Origin of the sequence: Sphingomonas sp. RIT328 (assembly GCF_000632225.1) — a bacterium.
GTDB classification, from domain to species: Bacteria; Pseudomonadota; Alphaproteobacteria; order Sphingomonadales; family Sphingomonadaceae; genus Sphingomonas; species Sphingomonas kyungheensis.
This window is the reverse complement of the sequence record NZ_JFYV01000010.1, coordinates 71,990-97,927: the sequence shown is the minus strand read 5'-3', so window position 1 is coordinate 97,927 and position 25,938 is coordinate 71,990. Positions and strand designations below refer to the sequence as shown.

Annotated in this window: 23 protein-coding genes; 13 read left to right on the top strand and 10 right to left on the bottom strand. The window is 68.4% G+C overall.

All coding sequences use genetic code 11. The features are described 5' to 3' along the window. A partial coding sequence (locus tag BW41_RS05895) for an O-antigen ligase family protein (protein ID WP_037532377.1) occupies positions 1 to 1,307 on the bottom strand: 1,307 nt, incomplete at its 3' end. A gap of 172 nt (positions 1,308 to 1,479) precedes the next feature. Beyond that, the gene (locus tag BW41_RS05890; RefSeq protein ID WP_327195577.1) at positions 1,480 to 1,866 is read right to left on the bottom strand and encodes a VOC family protein; all 387 of its coding nucleotides are present in this window, start codon (positions 1,864 to 1,866) and stop codon (positions 1,480 to 1,482) included. Positions 1,867 to 1,963: 97 nt separating this feature from the next. Here BW41_RS05890 and BW41_RS20440 point away from each other — a divergent pair, with 97 nt between their 5' ends. The 3 genes from BW41_RS20440 to BW41_RS05880 all read left to right on the top strand — a co-directional run bounded on the left by BW41_RS20440 (position 1,964) and on the right by BW41_RS05880 (position 4,904). Beyond that, positions 1,964 to 2,383, top strand: coding sequence for a GFA family protein (locus BW41_RS20440; protein ID WP_327195576.1), 420 nt, complete (start codon positions 1,964 to 1,966; stop codon positions 2,381 to 2,383). Positions 2,384 to 2,611: 228 nt separating this feature from the next. Further along, the gene (locus tag BW41_RS20020; RefSeq protein ID WP_235199592.1) at positions 2,612 to 3,673 is read left to right on the top strand and encodes a cell wall hydrolase; all 1,062 of its coding nucleotides are present in this window, start codon (positions 2,612 to 2,614) and stop codon (positions 3,671 to 3,673) included. Between the two features lie 25 nt (positions 3,674 to 3,698). Continuing rightward, a complete protein-coding gene (locus BW41_RS05880) occupies positions 3,699 to 4,904 on the top strand; it encodes a glycosyltransferase (RefSeq protein ID WP_051583292.1) in 1,206 nt (401 codons plus the stop codon). A gap of 19 nt (positions 4,905 to 4,923) precedes the next feature. On the opposite strand, the gene BW41_RS05875 is transcribed toward BW41_RS05880, so the two are convergent. Next, entirely contained in the window at positions 4,924 to 5,220 is a 297-nt protein-coding gene (locus BW41_RS05875) for a helix-turn-helix domain-containing protein (protein ID WP_152542144.1), read from the bottom strand. Then, positions 5,201 to 5,665 carry a type II toxin-antitoxin system RelE/ParE family toxin gene (locus tag BW41_RS05870; protein ID WP_235199587.1) on the bottom strand — a complete coding sequence of 155 codons (465 nt, stop codon included), beginning with the start codon at positions 5,663 to 5,665 and terminating at the stop codon, positions 5,201 to 5,203. Before BW41_RS05870 ends, BW41_RS05875 begins: the two co-directional genes overlap by 20 nt. A gap of 17 nt (positions 5,666 to 5,682) precedes the next feature. On the opposite strand from BW41_RS05870, the gene BW41_RS05865 reads away from it, so the two are divergent. Together BW41_RS05865 and BW41_RS05860 are read left to right on the top strand one after the other, a co-directional pair. Continuing rightward, complete coding sequence (locus BW41_RS05865) at positions 5,683 to 6,423, top strand: SDR family oxidoreductase (protein ID WP_037532371.1); 741 nt, start codon at positions 5,683 to 5,685, stop codon at positions 6,421 to 6,423. 128 nt (positions 6,424 to 6,551) lie between these two features. Continuing rightward, positions 6,552 to 9,032: a TonB-dependent receptor domain-containing protein gene (locus tag BW41_RS05860; RefSeq protein WP_037532369.1), complete on the top strand. Its 2,481-nt coding sequence runs from the start codon at positions 6,552 to 6,554 to the stop codon at positions 9,030 to 9,032. A 47-nt stretch (positions 9,033 to 9,079) separates the two neighbouring features. Here the strand turns inward: BW41_RS05860 and BW41_RS20015 are convergent, their stop codons facing one another. Next, positions 9,080 to 9,547, bottom strand: a complete 468-nt coding sequence (locus BW41_RS20015; protein ID WP_051583290.1) for a PilZ domain-containing protein — start codon at positions 9,545 to 9,547, stop codon at positions 9,080 to 9,082. A 400-nt stretch (positions 9,548 to 9,947) separates the two neighbouring features. On the opposite strand from BW41_RS20015, the gene BW41_RS05850 reads away from it, so the two are divergent. The 4 genes from BW41_RS05850 (at position 9,948) to BW41_RS05835 (ending at position 15,463) form a co-directional block, all read left to right on the top strand. Beyond that, positions 9,948 to 11,873, top strand: a complete 1,926-nt coding sequence (locus BW41_RS05850; protein ID WP_051583289.1) for an oligosaccharide flippase family protein — start codon at positions 9,948 to 9,950, stop codon at positions 11,871 to 11,873. A gap of 1,018 nt (positions 11,874 to 12,891) precedes the next feature. Further along, positions 12,892 to 13,902: an acyltransferase family protein gene (locus BW41_RS20010; protein WP_327195578.1), complete on the top strand. Its 1,011-nt coding sequence runs from the start codon at positions 12,892 to 12,894 to the stop codon at positions 13,900 to 13,902. Between the two features lie 95 nt (positions 13,903 to 13,997). Beyond that, entirely contained in the window at positions 13,998 to 14,201 is a 204-nt protein-coding gene (locus BW41_RS05840; RefSeq protein WP_037532368.1) for a hypothetical protein, read from the top strand. Positions 14,202 to 14,479: 278 nt separating this feature from the next. Beyond that, on the top strand, positions 14,480 to 15,463 hold the full coding sequence (locus tag BW41_RS05835; RefSeq protein ID WP_037532365.1) for a glycosyltransferase family 8 protein: 984 nt from the start codon (positions 14,480 to 14,482) through the stop codon (positions 15,461 to 15,463). A gap of 166 nt (positions 15,464 to 15,629) precedes the next feature. On the opposite strand, the gene BW41_RS05830 is transcribed toward BW41_RS05835, so the two are convergent. From BW41_RS05830 to galE, 3 genes are all read right to left on the bottom strand, one after another. Beyond that, positions 15,630 to 16,682, bottom strand: a complete 1,053-nt coding sequence (locus tag BW41_RS05830) for a glycosyltransferase family A protein (protein ID WP_037532363.1) — start codon at positions 16,680 to 16,682, stop codon at positions 15,630 to 15,632. Between the two features lie 617 nt (positions 16,683 to 17,299). Beyond that, positions 17,300 to 18,265: a UDP-glucuronic acid decarboxylase family protein gene (locus tag BW41_RS05825; RefSeq protein WP_037532361.1), complete on the bottom strand. Its 966-nt coding sequence runs from the start codon at positions 18,263 to 18,265 to the stop codon at positions 17,300 to 17,302. Next, positions 18,255 to 19,277 (bottom strand): UDP-glucose 4-epimerase GalE, encoded by a 1,023-nt coding sequence (gene galE / locus BW41_RS05820; RefSeq protein WP_037532358.1) that lies wholly within the window; start codon positions 19,275 to 19,277, stop codon positions 18,255 to 18,257. The genes BW41_RS05825 and galE overlap by 11 nt, the downstream gene beginning before the upstream one ends. 211 nt (positions 19,278 to 19,488) lie before the next feature. Here galE and BW41_RS05815 point away from each other — a divergent pair, with 211 nt between their 5' ends. Both BW41_RS05815 and BW41_RS05810 read left to right on the top strand, forming a co-directional pair. Then, positions 19,489 to 19,680 (top strand): hypothetical protein, encoded by a 192-nt coding sequence (locus BW41_RS05815; RefSeq protein WP_037532355.1) that lies wholly within the window; start codon positions 19,489 to 19,491, stop codon positions 19,678 to 19,680. Between the two features lie 6 nt (positions 19,681 to 19,686). After that, positions 19,687 to 20,124: a type II toxin-antitoxin system VapC family toxin gene (locus BW41_RS05810; protein ID WP_051583287.1), complete on the top strand. Its 438-nt coding sequence runs from the start codon at positions 19,687 to 19,689 to the stop codon at positions 20,122 to 20,124. Positions 20,125 to 20,247: 123 nt separating this feature from the next. Here the strand turns inward: BW41_RS05810 and BW41_RS05805 are convergent, their stop codons facing one another. Then, positions 20,248 to 21,708, bottom strand: a complete 1,461-nt coding sequence (locus BW41_RS05805; RefSeq protein ID WP_051583286.1) for a hypothetical protein — start codon at positions 21,706 to 21,708, stop codon at positions 20,248 to 20,250. 310 nt (positions 21,709 to 22,018) lie between these two features. Here BW41_RS05805 and BW41_RS20005 point away from each other — a divergent pair, with 310 nt between their 5' ends. After that, a complete protein-coding gene (locus BW41_RS20005) occupies positions 22,019 to 23,059 on the top strand; it encodes a glycosyltransferase family 8 protein (RefSeq protein WP_051583285.1) in 1,041 nt (346 codons plus the stop codon). 100 nt (positions 23,060 to 23,159) lie between these two features. Then, complete coding sequence (locus BW41_RS05795) at positions 23,160 to 24,653, top strand: lipopolysaccharide biosynthesis protein (protein ID WP_037532353.1); 1,494 nt, start codon at positions 23,160 to 23,162, stop codon at positions 24,651 to 24,653. 6 nt (positions 24,654 to 24,659) lie between these two features. Here BW41_RS05795 and BW41_RS05790 read toward each other — a convergent pair whose 3' ends face one another. Further along, on the bottom strand, positions 24,660 to 25,823 hold the full coding sequence (locus BW41_RS05790) for an ATP-binding protein (protein ID WP_037532350.1): 1,164 nt from the start codon (positions 25,821 to 25,823) through the stop codon (positions 24,660 to 24,662). Between the last annotated feature and the right edge of the window lie 115 nt (positions 25,824 to 25,938).

Below are 25,938 nucleotides of genomic sequence, written 5' to 3'. Positions count from 1 at the left end.
CCCCTCCCCCGCCGCCGCACCCGCGGCGTCCCGCTCGCCAGCGCCGCGCCCCAGATCGCGCCGAGCAGCACCGCGAACAGCGCCGCCACCGCCGGCACGTTGAGCGCGATGTCGACCATTGCGCTGCCCGTGATGGCGAACAACGCGCAGAGCGGCGCCACCGTCCACCAGTCACGCCGCGCCCGCGCCACCTGCCAGCCGATCGCGGCGAGCGCGAGCAGCAGCAGCGCGAGGCCCGGCCAGCCGGTCTCGATCGCCTGCTGCACGGCTGCGTTGTGCGCCGCGCCGAAATTCCAGTAGAGCGGCGCCACCTCGGGCGTCAGCGTCTGCTGGTTGACGTCGTAGAAGCTGCCGAGGCCATGGCCCCAGACGGGCTGCGCCTGCGCGATGCCGGCATAATGGTCGATCATCGCCCAGCGCGATCCGGCATCCTCGGGCAGATAGGCGGAGCGGTCGCCGACCGGCGTCGCCCAGGCGACGACGCCGAGCAGCACGACCAGCGCCAGCCCCGCCGCAGCGACCAGCCGCAGCGGCGGCCGCCCGTCCTGCCAGCGCCGCCAGCGCCGTACCAGCAGCAGCGCGCCGCCGACGAGCGCGAGCAGCACCGCGCTGCGGCTGCCGGTCAGCGCGCACAGGATGAGCGCCACCGCGCTTCCCGCCAGCGCCGCGCCGCGCAGCGCCGGCGGCTCCGCCTCGGGCGCGAGCGCGAGCCCGCCGGCGAGCAGCGCCAGCGCGGCGAAGACGATCCCCGCCGCATTGGGATTGCCGATCGTGCCGCTGTAGCGGGCGGCGCGGGCGCTGTCGTACAGCCAGTCGAGCGCATCCGCCGCCGCCCACAGCAGATAGACGAGCCCGGCGAGCGTCAGCACCCGCACCAGCCCGCGCGCCGAACCGTCACGATAGGCGAGCAGGCCTGCGACGATCAGCAGCAGCGTCGTCGCCAGCGCCTTGGCGAGCGCGAGGGCGAAGCGGTCGGCGGCCGGATTGACCGGCATCGCCAGCGCGCGGGCGAGGCCGGCGGGGAGCAGGCCGGGCAGCGCCGCCCACAGCAGTGCCGCGGCGAGCAGCACGAACGGCCCGCGCGCGCGCGCCCAGAAGCGCGACTGCGCCGGCGCCAGCGCGAACACCGCGATCGCCAGCGCGGCATCGGCGCAGGCGGCGAGCGCGCTCGACACGCCCTGATTGGCGCCCCCGGCGAGCCATTGCGCGACGAGCAGCCCGGCGAGCGCCGGCGCCGCCCAGCCGAGCCGCTGCCGCGACGTCCTGCCGCTTGCCGGCGTCTCCAGCGCCGCCGCATGATCGGCCACCGGCCCCTCCTTCCGCCGCGCCTGCCGCGGTTTCCCCGACTTGCCTGTCCGCGGCGGTCAAGTCGAGGGGGCGGACATTCAGCTCATGGGGAATAGCGGGAACGGCGATGCTCCCCACTTTTACGTCAGGTGGAAGCTCGGAGCCTTCGATCGCTCGCCTTTCGTTGGCGACTTACCCTTGGACAGAGACGGGCTCGATCAAATCCCAGCGGTTGCCATAGAGGTCTTCGAAGACAGCCACGGTGCCGTAAGGCTCATGACGCGGGGTTTCGACAAACCGTACCCCCCGCTGCGTGTAGGCAAGGTGGTCGCGGGCGAAGTCGTCCGTTTCGAGGAACAGGAACACCCGACCGCCGCTCTGATCCCCGATCGCCTGACGTTGCCTGTCACCGACAGCTCGCGCCAGCAACAGCCCGCTCGCCGAACCGTATGGCGCGACTACGACCCATCGTTTTCCGTCCGCCAACCGGGTGTCCTCGCGCAGTGCAAAGCCCAGTTTCCCGACGAAGAATGACAATGCAGTGTCATAGTCGTCGACGAGGAGCGCGGTCAGGTTCAATCGCTGTGACATTCTGCTGGGCTGCCCCACTTCGGTCGGCGCGCCAACGCCCTTCACGCAACACAGCACGATCGGCCTTCCCGAAGGGGCGCCGATTATGCACATTACGAGGATGAGCAGTTCAGCATCGATCGAAGGCGGATGCCTCTGCGGGGCTTGCCGTTACAGCACGGACGCCGAACCTCTCAACATACGCGTCTGTCATTGTCGTCGCTGTCAGAAGGCAACCGGTGCCGCCTTCTATGCGCGTATCATGATACCCTCGGCCGGGCTCGTCATCGCCGGTCCGGTCGGATGGTTGAGCGCCGACAGCGGCATATATCGCGGGTTCTGCACCGCATGTGGGACGACCCTGTTTTCGGAACGGCGGAGCGCCGGTACGATAGGCTTGTCCATGGGAAGCCTTGACCGGCCAGACTCGTTCGAGCCGACCGAGCATATCTGGACCTCCAGTAAACAGGCGTGGCTCAATCTCGACGACGGCAGACCGCAATATCTTGAGGGACCGCCAGCTTAAGTAGCTTCGAACCGGCAGCGGCGTCCTGCGCGCCGCTGCGCGCCCATCATCCCCGATCACCCCCTGCGATGCCGCCCGGCCTCCACCCCGCGCCTGCCAATCGCCTCTGCCAGCTTGCAAATGTCCCGAAAACGCACGATGCGGTGGCAGATCGCCGGCGGCCTCTGCACGACAGGAGCGCAGCGATCGGCCATGGGTGCGCGCGCCGATTGCCTTCGAGGAGTGTCCGTGCCGCTAGCCCAATCCCAACGATCGACCTTGTGGGGCCTCGCGGCGCTGCTGATCGTCGTCGTGCTGGGATTCGCGCTGTGGACGATGGACGACGACGACGGCAGCTTCCTCGACGCGATTCCGTTCGCGCCGCACCATGCCACCTCCGCCGCCGCGCCCGAGGGCGGCGCGACGCCGCTCGCCGAGGATGCGCTGCCGCTCGACAGCTTCGTGCCGAGCGCGGTGCTGCCGCTGTCGCCGCAGGATGCGCTGGCGCGCAACCTCGCGCTGCCGCTCAGCCATGCGAGCAACCCGCTGGCGCCGTCGTTCGTCGCGGCGTGGCTCGGCGCCGATCTCGACCGGCAGACCGACTGCCTCGCCAAGGCGGTCTATTACGAGGCGAACGGCGAACCGCTCGCCGGCCAGCGCGCGGTCGCGCAGGTGGTGCTCAACCGGCTGCGCCATCCGCGCTATCCCAAGACGATCTGCGCGGTGGTCAACCAGGGGGCGGAGCGGCCGACCGGCTGCCAGTTCAGCTTCACCTGCGACGGCTCGCTCGCCCGCGCGCCCAATCCGGCGCGCTTCAAGCTGGCGCTCGCCGTCGCCGCCGCCGCGCTCAACGGCGCGATCTCGGCGGAGGCGGGGCAGGCGACGCATTACCATACGCTCTACGTCTTCCCGAAATGGGCACCCGAATTGCTGAAGCTCGGCGTGCTCGGCCATCACGTCTTCTACCGCCTGCCGGGCCAGCCCTATGACTATAGCGGCTTCCGCGCCGCCGCCGGGGTGCCGTCCGATGCGGCGCTGGCGGCGCTGCCCGACGTGCCGCCCGCCGACGCCGCCGCCGGCACGACGCCGGTGACGCCGACCGCGACGAGCGGCGCGACCGTCGGCGTCGGCATCGTGCCGCCGACCTATCCCGGGCCGACCGTCACCCCGGGCGATGCGGCGACCGCCGCCGCCGCCACCGCGACGCCGCCGTCGACGAGCCCGAGCCCGCGTGCGACCGCGACCGAGGCGCCGCGCACCTATTTCCCCGAGCGGCGCAGCCAGCGTCCCCATCTCGCGCTGCCGCAATAGCCGCGCCCGTGCCACAGGACCTCCGATGACCCCTGAGACCCCGTCCGCGCCGCGCCCGCGCAAGGTGGCGATCGTCCATTACTGGCTGGTGACGATGCGCGGCGGGGAACGCGTGCTCGAGCGGATCTGCGACCTCTATCCCGACGCCGACATCTTCACCCATGTCGTCGACGAGGGCGCGCTGTCGCAGACGCTCAAGCGCCACCGGATCTTCAGCACCTTCATAGCCAAGCTGCCGCTGGCGAAGACGCAATATCAGAAATACCTGCCGCTGATGCCCGCCGCGCTCGAGGCGCTCGACCTCAGCGCCTATGATCTCGTCATCAGCTGCGAGGCGGGGCCGGCCAAGGGCGTCATCACCCGCCCCGATGCGGTCCATGTTACCTATTGCCATTCGCCGATGCGCTACATCTGGGACCAGTATCACGCCTATCGCAAGGCGAGCGGCAAGCTCGCCGGCCTCTACCTGCGCCTCGTCGCGCCGCGCATGCGCGCCTGGGACCGGATGAGCGCGTCTCGTCCCGACGTGATCATGGCCAACAGCCAGTTCGTCCGCCGCCGCATCGGCAAATTCTGGGGCCGCGAGGCGAGCGTCGTCTATCCGCCGGTCGACGTCGACATCTTCCAGCGCAGCGATGCGGTCAGCGACGAATGCGTCTGGATCAGCCAGCTCGTCCCCTACAAGCGGCCCGACATCGCGGTCGAGGCCTTCACCCGCAGCGGCCGCAAGCTGCACGTCATCGGCGACGGGCCGATGCTCGAGACGCTCAAGGCCAAGGCCGGCCCCAACGTCCGCTTCACGACGCGGATGCGCTTCGACGAGCTGCGCGCCGCTTATGCGCAGGCGCGCGCGCTGATCTTCACCGCCGAGGAGGATTTCGGCATCATCCCGGTCGAATCGCAGGCGGCGGGCCGCCCCGTGGTGGTGTTCGGCCGCGGCGGGGGCACCGAGACGGTGATCGACGGGGAGACCGGCATCCACTTCCACGAACAGACCGCGGACTCGCTGATCGCGGCGATGGACCGGTTCGATGCCTGGTTGCCCGGCTTCGATCCCGAGGCGGCGATCGCCAATGCCAGCCGCTTCGCCCGCGCCAATTTCCTGCGCGACTTCGCCGCCGAAGTCGCCCGCGCCGAACGGCTGGTCGCCGCCGACAGCGTGCTGGCGTCGGCGGAGGCGGGGGCGTCGACCGACACGGCGTTCGCAGCCGACCAGCCACAGACGTGGTAAGCCGACGCGCGGCGTTCACTCAGACCTGCTGGACGAGCCTCTCGATCGTATCCGGCTCCGCGCTGATCAGCCCGAGCAGCACGCGCGCCGGCGCATCGGGCTGAGTGCGGCGCTGCTCCCAATCGCGCAGCGTACCGATCGGCAGGCGATAGGCGCGGGCGAATTGATCCTGCGTCTTGCCCGTCTGTTTGCGGATTGCCGCCACGTCGAGCTCCGGCGAGGGCGTCGCCACCCTGCCCCGGCTGTCATCGCCATTGGCATAAGCGATGGCATCGGCGATCCCCGCCATCATCCCGTCAAATGCGCGCTTTGCCATGTCGGACTCCCAGACTGTCGGTGAGCAGCTTGACGGCGGTGCTGAACGTCTGCTGCTCGGCTTTGGTAAGATTGGATTTCATGTTCTTCGCAAAGACGGTCAGCAGGAACACCGGAACGTCCGCCCCGGCGTAATAGCTGATCACGCGATAGCCGCCGGATTTACCGCCACCCGGTCGCGCGACGCGTAGCTTCCGCGCGCCCCCGCATCCCGGCATGATATCGCCAGCCTCCGGGTTGACGGCAATCAGGTCGACCACCGCCTGACGCTCGACATCCCCCATGCCGGCCTCTTTCGCCGCAGCCAGATAGGCCGGGGTTTCGATCACCGTGTGCACGATGCTCTTGTACGGATAGCCCGTACCGTGTTCAAGCCGCGGATGCGGTTCCGCATGAGGCATGGGGCGGCGCAATGCCGGCGCCGTCAGGTCGGCCAGCGGCCCCATGCCGCTACAAGAGTCGCATGGCACGGTTCGACGGCAAGCGCATCCTGATCACCGGTGGCACGCGCGGGATCGGGCTCGCCGGGGCGCAGCGCATCGTCGCGGAAGGCGGCGCGGTCGTCGTCACCGGGCGCGATGCGGCGCGGGTCGCGGCGGTGGAAGCGCGGCTCGGCACCGGCGCGCAGGGCTTGGTCAACGATGCCGCCGATCCGGATGCGGCCGCGGCGCTCGCCGCTGCCGTGTCGCCGCTCGGCAGGCTCGACGGTCTGTGGCTCAACGCCGCGGTGGCGGTGCTGGCGCCACCCGAGGCGGTCGATGCCGAAAGCTTCGATGCGATGATGGCGGTCAACGTGCGCGGGCCGATGCTGCAGCTCGCCCGGCTGTCGACGCAGCTCAAGCCGGGCGCGGCGGTGGTGGTGACCGCCTCCTCGTCGGCCTATGAGGGCGCGGCGGCCACCGGCCTCTATGCGGCGAGCAAGAGCGCGCTGATCGGCGCGGCGCGATCCTGGGCGACGGCGCTGGCGCCGCGCGGCATCCGCGTCAACGTGCTGGTGCCGGGGCCGATCGACACCGATTTCCGTGCCTTTCTGCCCGAGGCGGCGCGGCGCGGGTTCGAACGGTTCGTCATCGATCAGGTGCCGCTCGGCCGCGCCGGCACCGCCGACGAGGCGGCGGCCGTGGCGCTGTTCCTGCTCTCCGACGATGCGTCCTACGTCACCGGCAGCCAATATGCGGTCGACGGCGGTCTGCTGCGGCGCTGAGCCGCGACGCTATCGTCCGGGAAATCCTGCCGACGCCGGGGGGGCGGCAGCGGTGCGCGTCGGTCGGACGATACCTGCCTCTATAAAGGATGTGACCAATATGGTTCCAATCCTGTTTGAGGTATTGCATGAAGGTTTCGTCACGCCTGCTGGCCGGAGTCGCTGCGATCGTGCTGATCCCCCAATCGGCAGCGGCGCAGACCGGCGCATCCGCATCCGCATCCGATGCGGGCACGACGGCGGAGCAGACCCCCTCGCCCGACAAGGATATCATCGTCACCGGTACGGCGCGGCCGCGCCGGCGGCTGACCACCAGCATCTCGATCAGCGCGGTCGATGCCGCGGATCTCGCCCGGCTGGCGCCGATGAGCAGCGCCGACCTGCTGCGCAACGTGCCCGGGCTGCGCGCCGAATCCTCGGGCGGCGAGGGCAATGCCAATATCGCGGTGCGCGGCCTGCCCGCGGCCGATGGCGGCGCCAAGTTCGTCCAGTTCCAGGAGGACGGGCTGCCGGTGCTCGACTTCGGCGATATCGCCTTCGCCACCGCCGATACCTTCCTGCGCCCCGACTTCACCGTCCAGCGCGTCGAGGTGGTGCGCGGTGGATCGGCGTCCACCTTCACCAGCAACGCGCCCGGCGCGGTGATCAATTACATCAGCAAGACCGGCGACGTCGCCGGCGGGGCGATCGGCGTCAGCCGCGGCATGGATTTTGACCGGACGCGGATCGACGCCGATTACGGCGCCCCGCTCGGCCAGGACTGGACCTTCCATGTCGGCGGCTTCTACCGGATCGGCCGCGGTCTCAAGGATGCCGGCTTCACCGCCGAGCGCGGCGGTCAGCTCAAGGCCAATGTCACGCGCAAATTCGCCAACGGCTTCATCCGGCTCCACGCCAAATTGCTCGACGACCGCACGCCGCTGTTCGTGCCGGCGCCGGTGCGGATCACCGGCACCGCCGACGCGCCCGTCTATACCGCCTTCCCCGGCTTCGACCTGCGCGCGGGCACCGCCCTGTCGCCCTATTTCCGCAACGACCTGGCGATCGGCGCGGACGGCAACCGGATCGCCGCGGACCTCGCCGACGGCTATCGCATCCGCACCCGCGGGGGCGGCGCGCAGGCGTCGTTCGATCTCGGCGACGGCGTCACCGTCTCCGACCTGTTCAACGTCGCGAGCAACGCGGGATCGGCCGCCACCTCCTATCCGGGGCTGGTCGCGCCGCTCGCCACGCTGGCGCAGACGATCGGCGGCAACGGCGCGACGCTGCGCTATGCCAGCGGGCCGCGCGCCGGTCGCGGGATCGCCGACCCCGCCACGCTCAACGGCAACGGCCTCGGCCTCTACGCCCTCACCTTCGGCGTGACGCTGAACGATTTCACCAACGCGACCAATATCCTGTCGCTGACCCGCGATTATCGCGGCGATCACGTCACGGGCAGTATCGCGCTCGGCTATTTCAAGTCGTTCCAGAAGGTGCGGATGGACTGGCATTGGAACAGCTATCTCGAGGAGGCCAAGGGCCGCGATGCCGCGCTGCTCGACGTCTATGACGGCGCCGGCCAGGCGGTGACGCAGCATGGCCTGATCGCTTATGGCGAGCCGATCTGGGGCAATTGCTGCCAGCGTTATTATAATGTCGATTACACGATCGACGCGCCCTATGTCGGCGCCAACATCCAGTTCAGCGGCCTCAACATCGGCGGCAGCATCCGCTTCAACGGTTCGTCCGCCACCGGCAGCTATGCCGGCGCGGCGACCAGCCCGATCGACGTCGACCGCGACGGCCTCCTCCAGCCGCCCGAGCGCGCCGTCCCCGTCGTCCGACTGGCCGCGGCCCAGCCGGTCAACTATCGCAAGCGCTATCTCACCTATTCGGCCGGCGTGAATTACGAGATCGTCCACGATCTGGCGGTGTTCGGGCGGGTGAGCCGCGGCGCGCGCTTCAACGCGGACCATCTGCTGTTCGGGGGCGGCATCCGCCCCGACGGCAGCATCGCCGATGCGGTCGCGGTCAATGACGTCGACCAGCAGGATGCCGGGGTCAAATTCCGCGCTGGCGGAATCTTCGTCAATCTCACCGCCTTCCGCGCGCTCACCGCCGAAACCAACGAGATCGCGATCCCCGTCCAGATGCTGGTCAAGAACCATTACCGGTCCTGCGGCATCGAGGTCGAGGGCGGCATCGACCGCGGCCTCTTCCATCTCGTCGGCGGGGCGACCTATACCCATGCCCGCATCGCCGAGAGCGAGGTGGATCCGACGCTCAACGGCCATATCCCCTATCGGCAGGCGGCGCTGGTCTTCCAGGCGACGCCGTCGATCGAGACCGGCCGCTTCGCCGTCGGCCTCAACGTCACCGGCACCACCGCCTCCTATGCCGGGGATTCCAACACGCTGAAGATGCCGGGCTATACCCTGACCAACGGCTTCATGTCCTATGACGTCACGCCGCGCATCCGGCTGGCGCTCAACGCGCAGAATCTGTTCGACGTCGTCGCGATCAGCGAGGTCGGCCAGGTGCGCGACAGGATGCCGGCGGACGGCATCGACAGCGCCCGCGCCTTTGCCGGACGCAATGTCACCGCCTCGGCGGTGCTGCGCCTGTAGGGGCGGGCGCGCGGCGGGGGCGGTCTCCCGCCCCCTGCGCGCGGCGCTCAGCTCAGCGCGAGATACAGGCCCGCGGCGACCGCCCAGCCGGCGGCTGCGGCGACGGTGGCGATGACCAGCTTGGTGCGGCCCGAATAGGGTTCGACGAACGGTTCGGGGACATGGTCGAGCAGCGCGCCCGCGCCGGTCGGAAAGGCGATCGGCGCGACCGGCTCGGCGGAGAGCGCGCGGCCGAGCATCTCCGGCGTGATCGGCGTGACGAATTCGCAGCCGTAGACGTCGCCGTCCTGCCGCGTCACCCGCGCCTGATGGATGCCGATGCCGGCGAAGCCGATCGACGCCTCGCTGCCGACGGTCAGCGTCGGTCCGCCCGACAGGCGGAAGCCGGTCAGCGACAGATCGTCGATCATCACGTCGTGCGGGCGCGTCACCTGGTCGCGCAGCGTCGCATTGAGCCCGACCGTGAAACGTTTCGAGCCACGGTCGTCGCCGATGATCTGAGCAGGTATCGCCATAATCACACCCTAATCCTTCCCCTATAGTCCTAGCCGGCAAAAGGTAAAGACAGGGTGAACGATGTTTGCCGATACGATTGGGCTGTTTATTATGGTTAGCCGATCATTACTAGAGCGATAGACTAAGATAGTGCGACGGCGGGGATCAGGGCCGCCGCCCCGGCGCGCGAAGCTGCACCGCAGCGAGACACTTGGTGCGGCGCACCATGGCTCCAAGGCTGATGACAGGCCACAAAGGAACGGCTAATCAACGCGATGAGCCGCCGCGGTGCAGCTTGCGGAGCGGGATCGCGTGGGTCCCGCGCCGGCGTGGCATCGGAGCACAGACTATTGGCGTTCGTTGCGGCCGTGCGCCCCGTACCTGTTCCCGGACGCTGCGTCCCGGCGTCGGCGCGCTGACGTGACCGCGCTCACCGTCCCCACCCCTGCCCCCGCCGCGGTGGCCGCGTCGCATCGCACCGCACTCGCCTCGATCCTCGCGGTCGGCGGGCGGCTGCTGTCGCGGCTGATCGATCTCGTCGCGCTGATCGTGCTCGCGCGGCTGCTCCAGCCCGCCGACTTCGGGCTGATCAGCATCGCGATGAGCCTGATCTTCATCGTCGAGGCGGTGATGGAATTGCCGGTGTCGCAGGTGCTGCTCGTCGAGCGCGACATCACCCGATCGATGATGGACACCGCCTTCACGCTCAGCGTGCTGCGCGGCGTCGTGCTCGCGGTGCTGATCGGCGCGGCGGCCTGGCCGTTCGCGATCGTCTACGGCGACATGCGGCTGCTGCCGCTGATCCTCGCGCTGGCGCTGGCGCCGGCGTTCCGCGGCATCAACAATCCACGGCTCGCGTTGTACAATCGCGATCTCGACTTCCGCCGCACCGTCGCCACCGAATTGCTCGGCAAGCTCGTCTCGATCGGCGTGTCGATCGGCGTCGCGGTGGCGACCGGCAGCTATTGGGCGCTCGCGCTCGGCACGATCGCCTCGCCGGTGACCGCGTCGCTGATGTCGTTCGTGCTCGCCCCTTATCGCCCGACCCTGTCGCTCAAGGACTGGCGGCTGTTCCGCAACTTCCTCAGCTGGCTGAGCGGCGCGCAGCTCTTCTCGGCCTTCGCCTGGCAGATGGACCGGCTGGTGCTCGGCCGGCTCGCGCCGACCGCCTCGGTCGGCCGCTTCACGATGGCGGACAGCCTCGCCTCGATCCCCGGGCAGGTGCTGCTCACCCCGATCCTCGGGCCGCTGTCGGCGGGGCTGGTCGCGGTGCGCGACGATCCGGCGCGGCTGCGCCAGGCCTATCTCAAGACCTTCGCCGCGGTCGCGCTGCTCGGTTTCCCGATCCTCGCCGGCACCGCGCTGCTCGCGCATCCGGTGGTCAGCCTCGCGCTTGGCGCGAAATGGGACATGGTCGCGCCGATCCTGCAATGGCTCGCGCTCGCCGGCATTCCCGGGCTGCTGTGGACGCCGCTCAACGCGCTGGCGCTGGCGCTGCGCCGCTCGACGCTGATCTTCAACCGCCAGCTCACCGACTTCCTCGTCAAGGTGCCTTTGGTCATCGCCGGCGCGTGGTTCTTCCTCATCCCCGGCATCGCCGCGGCGCGCGCGGCGGCCGCGCTGGTGCTCGCCGGCATGGCGGTGAAGGCGGCGCGCGACGCGATCGACCTACCGGTCTGGGCGCAGCTCAAGGCGATTCTGCGGCCGGTGATCGGCTGTCTGGTGATGGGCGCGCTGGTCTATCCGGCGACGCAATGGCTGCCCGCCGATCTCGCCAAGCCGTGGCTGGTCGCCGCACTCGCCGGCTTCGCCGCGCTGGGCGCGCTCGGCTTCGGCATGACGGTGCTGCTGCTCTGGCAGCTCGCCGGCCGGCCGCAGGGCGGCGAGGCGATGGTGCTCGGCATCGCCACCAAGATGCTGCGCCGGGGCCGTGGCGGCAGCCCCGCGCCCGCCGCACCGGCGCCGACGCGCGCGCAGGAGGCGGCGCATGCCGATGCCCGCGACCAGATCTTCGCGCTCGCCAACGCCTCGTCGCGCAGCGGCGCCGAGCCCGCGGCGTCGAGCGTCTATCGCATTCTCGATATCCTGATGCAGGCCAATCTCGTCCAGCCGACTGACAATCGCGCGATAGAAGGCGAGCAATATCAGCCGCGTATCAATTTGGTCTGTAGCCGCTGCGGACAATCGACCCCGGTCCGCGGCCATGCCGCGGCGAATATCATCAGCGTTGCCGCGGGCGCCGCAGGGTTTCACATGACCAGCAAGTCGATCGACGTCGCCGGACATTGCGAGCGCTGCCCGTCACCGTCGCGACAAGTCGCGCGACCCTATCCCCGCCGGCCCTGATCCAGCAACGTCGCGGCGCCTGGCCGACGATTATTCAGGCCAGATGTCATTTGCCCGATCCCGTGCCGGCCGAATGTTATGCCATGACCGGACAACAACGTCTCCATCAGATCATCCTGCCGGTTTCGACCACGGCTGACCGGATCAAGGACGCGCCGCGGCCGCGGCTCGGCCGCTGTTTATTTAATATTTACCGTGATCGGCGTGCGCGAATATTGCTATTTGTCGAAAACGCGATCAATGCTTTCCCATTGTTGAACACGGCGGGCAAGCGATTGGGCGTTGCATATCGCAGCGCATCATTGTTAGATGCCGGTACACGTTCACGAGGGAGCCTGTGTTAAATCGTGAGCATGTCGGTTCCTACCCTTGTCATCCTTGCGGCGCTGGTCGGCTTGCTATCGGTCGTGGTCTTGCTCAAGCGGCGGTCGCGGCGACGCAGACGGCGCGCCTACCGCAATTACTATAAAGAGTAAGCGCCGCTTACGGTAAGCGGCTGATATGACGGCGTTTGTCCGCGCAGAGCCGCGACGCGGTCGCAAGCTCCCACCCCTCCGCCCCACCCCGTGCCGGCCTGGCGATCACGCGCCCAAGCCTCTGGGAATCCGGCATTTTGGCTCACGCGAAGACGCGAAGAGGTCGTGTTTCGGGGAAGCGTGGCCCGGTCATTTCGAGGGCAATTGTGACAAGCCGCGATCACCGCAGGCGCGACACCTCCGCGCCTCCGCGTGAACCCATCAACCGCTGCGGATCACGCGACCAATCCGCATCTCCCCTGCGTCCTCTGCGCCTCTGCGCGCCCTATCCGATGAGTGCCCCAACAGGATCACGCGGAGGCGCGGAGGTGTCGCGCTTTGGGGACATCCTGTCGTGTTTCCCGGCGATACGGGATCGGTGGCGGGCGCTGGCGTCGGCGCGGGAGAGCGACTAGACCGGTGCCGCCGGCGTGACCGGCGCGTGTGCGTTCCGATCCCGCCGCCGGTGACCATGCGCCGGCCGTTGCCGTACGGAGGCCGCCATCGCTTCGACACCCAGCGCCGTCCTGCCCGCCGCACCGCCGGAGGTCGCGCCGCGGCGCGCCGGCGTCGACCTGATGCGGCTGGTCGCCTTCGTCGCGGTGGTGCTGATCCATGCGGTCGCCGACGGCGCGAACGACGCCGCCACCGCTGCCGATACGATCGCGGTGCTGGCGCGCTTCGCGGTGCCGTTCTTCTTCGTCGCCTTCGGCTATTTCCTGTCGCCGCGCGCACCGGCGCGCACCGCGATGCGCCTGCTCGTCCGGCTGGCGCCGCCCTTCTTCGTCTGGGCGCTGGTCTATATCCTCTATTTCAAGGGTTCGCTCGCCGAGCTGCGCTCGCCGGCGATGCTGGTGCGGCTGCTGGTCACCGGGCTCGACGGCCAGCATCTCTGGTTCCTGCCCGCGCTCGGCGTCGCCGGCGTGCTGTTCGCTTTGGTGCGCAGCCGGCTCGGCTGGGGTGCGGTGCTCGCGCTGGCGCTGCTCTTCTACGCGCTGGCGCTCGCCTTCGGGCCGTATCGCGGCTGGCTCGGCCTGCCGCGGCCGCCGTTCAACACGCGCAACGGGCCGTTCTTCGGACTGTTGTTCATCACCGCCGGCGCGTGGATGCGCGCGCGCGATATCCGGCCGGCGCTCGCCCCGGCACTGGCGCTGTTCGCGCTCGCCGCCGCGCTCCAGCTCGGGGAGGTCGCCGCGCTCCATGCGCAGGGGACGATCCCCTTCCCGCGCTTCACCGACGATACGGTGATGACCATCCCTTATGGCATCGCCGCCTTCCTCGTCGCGCTGGCGCTGCCGCCGACACTGCACCTGCCGCCGCTGCTCGCGCAGCTCGCGCGGCTCAGCCTCGGCCTCTATGTCGTCCACCTGCTGTTCCTCGACCTTGCCGCGCGGCTGATCGGCCGGGCGACGCTCGCCGTCTGCCTAGTCGATGCACTGCTCGCGGTGATCGCATCGGCGCTGTGCGTGCTGGCGCTCGACCGGCTGCCGTTCACGCAGCGGCTGATCCGTTAGGGGATCGGTCGCATCACCGGCTCGCATCACCGCGTATCCGCTGCGCCGCAGCAGAAAAAATTTGTGCAGGATCGGGACGGATGCCACCAAGCGGCATGACCGAGAAGGAAGCCGCACGCCGGGTGGACGAGGCCATCGCCCATCTCCGCACTTTCGCCGGCTCGATCCGCGGCAGCGACGTCGTCGATCGGGACAGCCGGCTGACCGGCGATGATCTCCATATCGTCCTCGGCGTCTTCGATGACGTGCTCGACAAGGATTACGGGCTGATCAAGCGCCCGGCCGACCCGACGGACTAGCCCTGTCCGGCATCTTCGGGGCTATTCCCCAAGTTGTCACATGATCCGATCCACCGGATGCTCCGGTGGAGCGCCGATGCCGTGCGTGAAAGACCGGGCATCGACAGTAAAGTTGGACAGCAATACTGTTGGATTGCCGCGATTTTATCGGATTATTGGCCCGTTCCATCGGACGAGCCGTTGATATAGCTGGCAAATATACCCTGTCCCGCCTAATCCCGGTCGGGCTGGCAGGGCCTTCGGGCGCTTCGAAGCTTGCGATCACTTAGGGGTAACGCATGAGCGACCGTCGGCACCGATTGGTGTTCTTTTCGACCGATCGGGGCTTTCTCGTCCCGACGATCGTCGCGGCCGAACAGATTACGCGACAGGCGGACGTGATGGCGATCGCCGATGTGATGATCATGCTGATCGACATCGCGCCCGAACAGGGGGCGGCGTTGCAGGCGGCGTTTCCGAAGATCGCCTTCCGCCATATCAGCAAGGACGGCTTCGCGCTGCCCGACGGCGCGGTGTTCAACGAGACGCACGTGCCCAAGGCGGCGCTCGCGCGATTGTCGTCGTCTCGGTATATCGACAGCCAGTACAAGCATGTCGTCTATATCGACGGCGACGTGCAGATCGTCGGATCGATCCTGCCGCTGGTCAGCCACGACGTCGGAGAGGGCCATATCCTCGCCGGGCCCGACGCCGCCGAAATGTGGTGGTCCGAAGCCGGCGGCAGCGCGACGGGCGAGCGGCATTACGTCCGCGGGCTCGGGATCAGCGATCCGCGGCTTTATTTCAACAGCGGCGTGCTGGCGGCGACGCGCGAGACATGGGCGGCCTTCGGCGTGCAGGCGCTCCAGTTCATGCGCGATCGCTCGGCGATCTGCCGCTATCACGACCAGAGCGCGTTGAACGCGATCACCCCGCGCGCCAAGCGCGAATTCCTGTCGCCGCGCTACAATTTCAACCGCTGGTACGGGCTGCTCGGGCTGCGCGAGCGGATGAACCCGGCGATCATCCACTTCACCGGCGCGCAAAAGCCGTGGGCGGACAAATATCCCTCGTACAACGGCGAGTTCAAGGACGCCTATACGACGCTGGTCGCGCGCCATCCGGTGCTCGCGCCCTATTGGGAGACGACGTCGGGCCGCGCCGGGCCGGGGCTCGACCAGCCGCCGCGGCTCGGGCTCGGCTGGGCCCTGCCGTGGCGGGTGCCGCTGCGCCGCAAGCGCGCGCTGCGCTCCTTCCGCAGGACGCCGTATAGCGTCGCCTAAAAACGGGGCGTGATCGGCTCGAAATAGGTTCGGGCAAAGGCGCGGAGGGCGTAGAGGCCCGCATCTCCGATCCCATCCCCGATCAGGCGCGCGACCGACGCGGCAAGCGCATCATCTCCGCGTCCTCCGCGCCTCCGCGCGAACCCAATTCTTCACACAACCGCGGCTATTCGAACTTCCGCGTCAGCGATAGCAGCGCCTTGAACAGCGGCGAGCGGTTGGTCTGGGTGCGCGCCTTGCGGATCTGGCGTTCGACCAGCGGCCGCGGCGCATAGCCGAGGAACAGCAGCCAGCCGAAGCGCGCCGCGCTGCCCGCCCAGCCGAACGGGTGGAGCTCGACCAGCCATTGTGCGGCATCGCTGACGACGCGGTGGCGGCGGTCGGGCGGGCGCGTCGCGGGATCGGCGAAGCGCAGCGCCTGCATGCGATATTCGAGGCTCTGGAACGAGCGCAGCAGCGGCTGGCGGATCGCGACGCCGCGCTGCCCCGCCGCGGTGACGAAGGCGTGTTCGAGCACCCGGTCGAACGCCAGCCAGCGCAGCGCGACATCGGCGCTCCAGCTCTTCTGCGAACTCGCCCAGGCATTGTTGCCATGGACGCGATAGCCGCCGAGCACCGCGGGCAGCGAGCGCACCGCGCCATAGAGCGGCGCGAGCTTGCTGAGATAGCCGTCGGGCGAGCGATAGACGGTGCCGGCGTCGATCGGCATCACCTGGTCGAGGAAGCTGCGGGTGAAGATGTTGCCCGTCGATACCGTCCACGGATACCAGCCCGACCGCGCCGCGGCGCGCAGCACGTCGGCGGGGGCATAGCCGGGCGGGAAATGCGGAAAGGGCATGTTCTGGTCGGCGCCGGTGCCGTCGACCGTCGCCAGCCGGAACTGCACCTTGGCGTCGCCCGGCTCGAGCATGGCAAGCGCCTGGCTGAGGCAGTCGGGCCGCAGCAGGTCGTCGGCGTCGAGGAACAGCAGATAGTCGCCGCGTGCCGCGGCATAGCCGGCGTTGACCGCGGCGACATGGCCGCCCTGCGCCTTCATCACCGCGCGGATGCGGTCGCCATAGCCGGCGATGATCGCGGCGGAATCATCGGTCGAGCCGTCGTCGACGACGATCACCTCGAGCGGCGTGTGATCCTGCGCCAATGCGCTGTCGATCGCGGTGGCGAGGAAGCTGCCGTAATTGTGGTTGATCACCACGATGCTGGCGAGGCGGCCGGTCATCGCCGCCGCTCCCCTACCGCCATGCTGCCGACCGTTCTGGCAAGAGCATCACAATATCGCGCTGGCACGGCTCGGTCCTATCCTGACGGGTCGTATCACCGCGACGCCTGGCTGGATCGGCCTTGCTGATGGCCGCCCCGACGGTGCCGCCGAAATGATTGATATGCCATCGCATGAGCCAATCGGCCTTGGCAAGCAGCGGGACACGGCCTGATAGGACAGAATCGCTTCGATATTCTCGTTTCGTCGCTGAAGCGTCCCGTTTTGGCGCGGGCGGGGGGAATTCGAGGCGCATTGCCGTGGTTCGGCGCCTGTTGTCGCCCTCGTCGGGTTGGCCTGTCGGCGGATCGATGGTCCTTGCAAAGCCGCGGGGACGATGATCCGCGCGGAGGCGCTGAGGCGCAGCATTCTGTCTGGTGATCGTCGGAGGCGTGAGAGCGGCTGCCTCATCCCGACGCAGACCGGCGCGTGAGCCACCGAGCGGAGATCAGCGACACCCGTAGCGACGGGCGACGAAACCCGAACCGCTGGTCGATAGGAAAACCCTCCGCGCCTCCGCGCGAACCACACGGCCGCGGGCGCACGGCGCGTCACCATATCACGCCGAGGCAGGCGTCCTACCCCGCCGCCGTCGCGCCCTCGGCGAGCCGCGTCTCGAAATAGGCGATCGTCTTCTCGAGCCCTTCGCGCAGCTGGACGCGCGGTTCCCAGCCGAGCTCGCGGCGGGCGATCGCAATGTCCGGGCGGCGCTGGCGCGGGTCGTCGGCGGGCAGCGGCAGGTGGACGATCTTCGAGCGCGAGCCGGTCAGCTCGATGACCAGCTGCGCCAGTTCGATCATCGTGAACTCGACCGGATTGCCGATGTTGATCGGCCCGGTCACCGTCTCGGGCGTGTCCATCAGCCGGACGAAGCCGTCGAGCAGGTCGCTGACGTAGCAGAAGGAGCGCGTCTGCTCGCCGTTGCCGAAGATGGTGATGTCGTCCCCGCGCAGCGCCTGGACGATGAAGCTCGACACGACGCGCCCGTCATTGGGGTGCATGCGCGGGCCATAGGTGTTGAAGATCCGCGCCACCTTGATCGTCAGGTGATGCTGGCGGCGATAGTCGAAGAACAACGTCTCGGCGCAGCGCTTGCCCTCGTCGTAGCAGGAGCGGATGCCGATCGGATTGACGTTGCCCCAATAATCCTCGGTCTGCGGGTGGATGCTGGGATCGCCGTAGACTTCGGAGGTCGAGGCCTGGAAGATCTTGGCCTTGGTGCGCTTGGCGAGGCCGAGCATGTTGATCGCGCCGATCACGCTCACCTTGGTGGTCTGCACCGGATCGCGCTGATAGTGGATCGGGCTGGCCGGGCAGGCGAGATTGTAGATCTCGTCGACCTCGACGTAGAGCGGGAAGCTGACGTCGTGGCGCATCAGCTCGAAGCGGTTGTTGTCGCGCAGATGGTCGACGTTGCGCTGCGTGCCGGTGAAGAAATTGTCGACGCACAGCACGCGATGCCCCGCCGCCAGCATCATGTCGCACAGGTGCGAGCCGAGGAAGCCGGCGCCACCCGTGATGAGGATGCGTTTCTCAAGATGCACAAGCGTCTCCGTGGCCGGTCTGGGGCGTGCCGTGCGTCTGCGCATGCCAGCGCCACGCCGAGGCGATGATGTCGCGCAGCGCCGAATGGCGTGCGGTGAAGCCGAGCGCGTCACGCGCCAGCGCGACGTCGGCGACGAGCTGCGGCGGGTCGCCCGGGCGGCGGCCGCCGCGCGGCGCGGCGAGCGGCCGTCCGGAGACCGCGGCGATCTCGGCGAGCACCGCGGCGACCGAATGGCCGTTGCCCGAGCCGAGGTTGAACACGCGGGCCGCCGCCTCGCCGCCGTCCAGCAGCCGGCGCAGCGCGAGCAGATGCGCCGCGGCGAGATCGGCGACATGGATGTAATCGCGGATCGCGGTGCCGTCGGGGGTCGGGAAGTCGCTGCCGAACACCGCGAAATCGGGCAGCCGGCCGAGCAGGTGGAGCATCGCGCGCGGGATCAGATGCGGTTCGTAGTCGCGGTCCTCGCCGAGCTCGCCGTCGAGATCGGCGCCGCTCGCGTTGAAATAGCGCAGCGCGACATAGTCGATGCCATAGGCGGCGGCATGGTCGGCGAGCATCTGTTCGCAGATCAGCTTGGTGCGGCCATAGGGATTGACCGGCTCGGCGGGCGTATCCTCGTCGATCGGCAGCGTCGCCGGGCTGCCATAGACCGCGCAGGTGCTGGAGAAGACGATCCGCGTGCAGCCGGCACGGCGCATGCCGGCGAGCAGGCCGATCATCCCGCCGACGTTATTGTCGTAATAGCGCGCCGGATCGGCGACGGATTCACCGACATAGGCGTCCGCGGCGAAATGGATCACCGCCGCCGCATCATGATCGGCGATCGCCTGCGCCACCGCCGCGCCGTCGCGCACGTCGCCCTCGACCAGCGGCCCCCAGCGCACCCGCGCGGCATCGCCGAGCGTCAGATTGTCGAAGGTCACCGGCACGAAGCCCTCCGCAGCGAGCGCCTTGCACGTGTGGCTGCCGATATAACCGGCCCCGCCCGTCACCAGAATGCGCTTGCCCATCGCCGCTCCTTTCCTCTCGCCGGTCTGATAGCACGGATGACGCAGACGGCCAGCCACGCCGTCCCGGCGTCCGGGACAGCCGGCCGGGCAGCGAGCAGGGTGCGCGCAGAGGCGCGGAGGGGGCGGCCGACATCGAAATCCGAGGTCCCCGTGCAGAAGGGACGCGGATCGGTCGTTTGGAGCTCGGCGTAGGACGGCGTATATTATGGGAATGACCAAGTCCCACGCCACATCGACCAGCACGGTCGTTCGCGATACGAAGACAGGTCGGCTCGTCACGGTTTTCGGCGTCGGCGCGCTCAAGGGTCTGACGCTGAAGAAGGGCGTCGACCTGACGAAGCCCATTGCCTCGCAGGCACTCAAAGGCAGCAAGTCTGGCCGATCGACCACGGCCAAGTCGTAATCGCTCTTGGCAGGCGTTCTTCTCGATACGCACACCCTCTATTGGCTCGTTACCGGCAACGTTCCCCTCATGGAGGAGGCGCTGGTGGCGATCGGTGACAGCCAAGAGGCTGGTGCGCTTCTGGCGTCGCCGATCACGGCATGGGAGCTGGCGGTCGCGTCGCAGAAAACCCGGGTGGCGGATCGTCCACATCTCGGTGATGACGCGCCGGATCACTGGTTCCGCGATGCTGTGGCGGTGACGCGGGCGCGGATGGTGCCGATAGACCAGCGGATTGCCATAGAGGCTGCCAAGGTGGCAGTGGAAACCGGCCACAAAGACCCAGGGGACTGCTTTCTGATCGCAACCGCCCGGGTTCGGAAGGTGCCGTTGGTCACGCGTGACGCGACACTCCGCGCCATATCAGCCGATCGGCCTGACTATCTGGCTGTTGTCGTATGCTGATCCGAATGATGGGCGCGACCGGCCGAACACGTGAGCCGTCCCGGTATAGCATCTCATAGAGAGGCGTGCGTCGCTTGGAATATCATCCCGTCCATAGCCGCCGCGCGCCCTCCGCGCGAACCCTCAGCGCGCGACGCGGCGGACGCCGGCGCGGGCCGGGCGCGGCGCCGGCTGCGCGCGCGGCGCGATGGTGCGCGGTTCGCCGGCGCCGGGGCGGCGCATGCGCCGGCGTCGCGTCGCGACCGGGATCAGCGTCGGCAGCGCGGTGGTGATCGCGAACAGCGTCGCGTTGAACGCGCCGAAATCGACCAGCGTCCCCGCCACCGCGCCGGGGATGAGGCAGATCAGCAGCGCATAGCGCGCGCCAACCACGACGCGGCGGATCTCGTCGCTCGCGCCGCGCAGGCTCGCGGTCATCAGGCGGAGGAAGAACAGTGCCATCATCAGCCCGCCGATCACCCCGGTGCTGCTCAGCACCGCGACGGGCCAGCTAGATGCGCGCGTCGAGCCGACGCCGACGCCATAGCCGCCGGTCGCGACCAGCCCTTCGAGGCTGACGATGTTCCAGCTGCTGCGCTCCGAATAGGAGCTGCTCGACGTCTTCTTGAAGATCAGGCTGTCGACCAGGTCGACGACGCCGTTGAACAGGCTGGGCGTCGCGATCACCAGCGCGGCGACGACGATCGCGCCCGCACCGATGACCAGCAGCTGGATCAGCGCGCGCTTCTCGTCGGCGGGGTGGCGCAGCGCGAGCACGTTGGCGAACACCGCCATCATGCCGAGCACGCCCAGGCCGAGGAACGCCGCCGACGAGGTCGACAGCACGGTGAAGGCGATCAGCGCCAGCGCCAGCGGCGTCTGGATCTTGGCATAGATGCCGCCGAGCGCCTCGCCCAACCGCATGAAATAGATCATCGAGCCGAACGACAGCACCAGCGTGCCGTAGGCGGAGGCTTCGGTGTTGAAGCCGATGACGCGGCGCATGCCGCCGACGTCGTCGCCGTCCATGATGACATAGGTGGCGGTGCGCAGCGGCGCGAGCAGGCCGCTGCCCGCGGTCGCCATGTCGATCATCCCGGCGAGCACCGCCATCGCGCCGCCGATGAAGATCGCCTGATAGACCATCCGCCGCGTCTCGGTCTGCAGCAGCAGCTGGTAGATCGAGATGGTGATCGCGAAGGCGGCGAGCAGATAGAGCGGCTGGGTGATGTTGCCCGAACCGAAGCCCAGCGGGCTGCGCGTGATGTTGTTGAGCCCCATGATCGGCGCGCCGTGGAACAGGAACGGCGCGGTATAGGTGACCATCAGCCCGAAGACGATGAACGCGGTGAGTAGCCCGAGCTTGTTGTAATCGAGCAGGCCGTCGACCAGCAGATGCGGCTTGCGGCAGGCGATGAACGAGCGGACGCAGAGCAAGGCCGAACAGGCGGTGTGCGGCAGGAAGGTGGTGCCGCCGGTGAGGTTGACCGGCAGGATGGCGAGCGAGCCGAAGGCGAGGCTGCAGAAGAACAGATAGAGCGTCCAGCGGATGCCCGACACCGCCGCGGCGAAGAACAGCAGCCAGAAAATTGCGAGAACGACCATCACAGCCCCTAATGCGGCCCCGTCCGGCGCCCGTCCGGCCCGGTCGCGCGGGGCGGCGCGTCCACGCGCGCCCTCCGCCGGCCGGTTTGCCAATCCGGACAAAGACGTAGCATCCCCTGTCCGGCAAGGCTATCCTGCCTGGCGATGACATGGCGGGCGCTTACCAAATATTGATCCCTCGCGGGCGATAATGGGGAGAAGAACGTTGTATCGCATCGCCTTGCCACGTTCCGGTGGCGGGCGCGGCAGGATCGTCCCCGCCGGTCGCGCAGGGTTCCACGATCCGGTGCGTGCAGTCAGGAGTTGATGAGTGGACACCTTCCCCCTGGGGACGCCCGAGAGCAACCGGCCGGGGATCACACGGGTGGTCACCTTCGTCAGCGACCGCGGCTATGTCGCGCAGGCGCTGATCGCCGCCTCGCAGCTCGCCGCCCAGCCCGAAGTCGCGGCGATCGCCGACATCCTCATCTATCTGATCGACATTCCCGAGGACGAACAGCGCGCGATCCAGGCGGCGCTGGCGCCGGCGCGGTTCAACTTCCGCTTCCTCGACAGCCGCCGCTTCCTCACCGACAGCGTCGGCCGGCTGCCCGAACTGCACTGTCCGAGCTCGACGCTCGGCCGGCTGGTGATCGACGCCGAGATCCCGGCGCAATATGATACGGTGATCTACATCGACGGCGACGTGCAGATCGTCGGCCCGGTCGCCGCGCTGATCGGCTTCGACTGTCCGCCCGATACCCTGCTCGCCGGCGCCGACCGGCTCGACAATGGCGGCCGCTATGCCAATCCGCCCGCCTATCTGAAGGGCATCGGCATCGATCGCGTCGCCGATTATTTCAACGCCGGGGTGATGATGGCGCGGCGCGAGACGTGGCGCCAGCTCACCGGCGCGGCGCTGCGCTTCCTCGCCGAGAACCCCGAACGCTGCAAGCACCACGACCAGAGCGCGCTCAACGCGGTGCTCAACGCACCGGGCGGGCCGCGCCGGATGATGCTGCACCCGCGCTACAATTATTCGACCTGGTTCCGCCTCGCCGACCGCGCGCGGGCGATCGCGCCGAGCATCGTCCATTTCACCGGCCCGATCAAACCGTGGAACACGACCGGCGGCCCGTGGGAGCCGGCGCACCGCCGCGTCTATGCCGACTTCCTCGCCGCCCACCCCTATTTCGCCCAATATCTCACCGTCGACGCGAGCCGCGCGATCGATCCCAAATATCGCAGCGGTTCGCCGCTGCTGCGCGCCCGCCGGCTGCTCAAGAGCGGCAAGGAGGCGTTCGATCACCGCTGGCAGGCGGTGCTGCTCAACCGCTTCGCGCAGAGGACTTTTTTCAGCCCGCGCGATTGAGTAGGGAGCGCCGCGAGGCCGCCCCCGCACGCCCGGGGCGGCAGCCGCCGGCGAACGGGTCGGCGGGCACGAGCGGTGCCGGAAGGCCATGGGGGCGGCAATGACGGATGGACAGGTCGGCGGCCGCGGGGTCGGCAGCCGCACGGCGGGCAGCGTGGCATGGCTGATGGCGTCGCGGCTGATGGCCCGCGGTATCGATTTCACCACGCTGATTGTGCTGGCGCGGACGCTGTCGCCGCAGGACTTCGGCCTGATCTCGGTGGCGATGACGCTGATCTTCGTCGTCGAGGCGGTGTCCGAACTGCCGATCGCGCAATCGCTGGTGCGGCTCGACACGATCGGCCGCAGCCATCTCGACACCGCCTTCACCATCGGCGTGCTGCGCGGCCTCGTCCTCGCGCTGATCGTCGCCGCGGCGGCCTGGCCGTTCGCTTGGGCCTATGCCGATCCGCGGCTGGTGCCGCTGATCCTGTTCCTCGCGCTCGCGCCGATTACCCGCGGGCTGCAGAGCCCGGCGATGGTGCAATATGCGAGGCGGATCGATTTTCGCCGCGATCTGGTGATCGAGATCGTCAGCAAGGTGTTCGGCTTCTCGGTCGCGGTGCTGCTCGCGGTGACGACGCGCAGCTATTGGGCGATCGCCGCGGGGACGGTGGTGACGCCGCTCGCCAGCCTCATCCAGTCCTATGCCTTCGCGCCGTTCCGGCCGCGGCTCGGGCTGACGCAATGGCGCAGCTTCGCCGGCTTCCTCGGCTGGGCGAGCCTCGCCCAGGCGCTCGCCGCGCTGAGCTGGCAGTCGGACAAGCTGATCCTCGGCCGCTTCATCGGCAAGGCCGACCTCGGCCGCTTCTCGATGGCGGCAGACCTGTCGTCGGTGCCCGAACAGGTGCTGGTCGCGCCGGCGATGCGGCCGCTGATGGCGGGCTTCGTGACGATGAAGGACTCGCGCGAGCGGATGGCGCGCGCCTATCTGCGCATCTCGCAGACGCTGCTCACCATCGCCGCGCCGGGGATGGTCGGGCTGAGCCTGCTCGCCGGGCAGGTGGTGCCGGTGGTGCTCGGCGGCAATTGGATCCAGGCGATCCCGATGCTGCGCTGGCTGGCGCTCGCGCCGGTGTTCGTCGTCTGGGTGTCGCCGCTCGACCCGATGGCGATGGCGATGGACCGCACCGCGATCTTCCTGCGCCAGCGCGTCGTCGAGATCCTCGTCAAGCTGCCGCTGCTGATCGCGCTGATCTGGCATTATGGCGTGATGGGCGCGGTGATCGGCCGGGTGCTGACCAATGCGATCCTGATGCTGGTGACGATGGGCTATGTGCGGCGGCTGGTCGGCCTGTCGATCGTCGCGCAGCTCGTCGCGCCGTGGCGGATCGCGCTCGCCACCGCGGGGATGGCGGCGGTGGTGCTGGCCTTGCCCGATGCCTTGCGCCACTCGCTGTCGCTGGTCGCGGTGATCGCCACCGTGCTGGTCGGCGCCGCGACCTATGCCGCGCTCCTGCTCGGCAGCTGGATCGCGGTCGGCCGGCCCGAGGGGCCGGAACGGATGGTCGCCGAGCGGCTGGCGCCGGTCGCGCGGCGGTTGGGCTGGGGGTGAGAGGGATCAGCCCTGGCGACGCATATAATCGGCGAACAGCGGCACGCTGAAGTCGAGATAGCCGTGATCCGTGCTGTAGATCATGCCCTTGGCGATGACGCTGGATCGCACGGGACCCAGCGACTTCTGCGTCCGGCTCATCGCCTGGGCGATATCGGCCATGGCATAGGGACCGTCGCCAAGTTGGGCGATGGCCTTCACGAATTGGACTTCCGCTTTCGTCAGGCGATCGATCCGCACCTTGAAGAAGCCGTCGTCGAGCAGCGCGAGCGTTTCCGTATAGGCGTTTTCCGCATCGGCGAGCTGGATTTCGGGGCCCGCCGCATCGTTCCAAACGACGGAAGCCCATTCCTGAAGAAAGAACGGATAGCCTTTGGTGCGTTCGACGATCAAACGGAGGGCATCCGCGGTGATCGTCGCCTGCTCCTCGATGATCGGCTTCTCGATGGCCTGGCCGGCCGACACCGGGTCGAGCGCCCCAATCGGCGGATAGTGGAATAGCCGCTCGGCATAGGATTTGGCTTCGCCTGCCAGGCGGGCGATCTGCGGCAGACCGGCGCCGACCAGAATGACGGGCAAGCCTTCCTGCGCGATCCGGTGCAGCGCCACGATCAAGGCTGATAAATCGGCGTTCGACAGATATTGAACTTCGTCGATCAGCAGCGCCCAGCCCCGCCCCGCGGCCTGTGCGGCCTTGCCGATGACCAGGAACAGATCGGGCAGATCATATTGCAGGTCGCCCGTATCGGCGAGGCCGACTTCCGGTTCGACGCCGACCTCGACTCCGGCGATCTCAATTTTGAAGGCAGCGGCGAAATTCCGCAGTCCCCGCAAGCCGCGGGCGGCGATGTGCTTTGCGGTCGCGACGCCGGACAAGGCGCGCATCACCTTGCGCATTTCCGGATAGAGCAATCGTGCGAGGCTTTCTCCTTCCGGCGACTCCAAACGGGACACCAGCAGTCCCTCGCTTTCAGCGATGCGGCCGATCTCGTTCAGAAGCACGGTCTTGCCGACACCACGCAGGCCAAGCAGCATCATCGATCGGGCGCTTCTGCCCTTGATGGCGCGTCCGCATGATATCCGCGCCTGTTCGAGTACGGCATCCCGGCCGGCGAGCTCCGGTGGACGGCTGCCGGCACCGGGAGCAAAGGGGTTGCGATAGGGATCCACAGGATGACCGTTCGTGAAAGACTAGCAGGGTATAAGATGGGCTAGCGAATCTCACTAGTTTTTGCTAGTAATGTTTAGTCCATCATCCCGGACCCGCCCCCACCCAAGCTGCGCC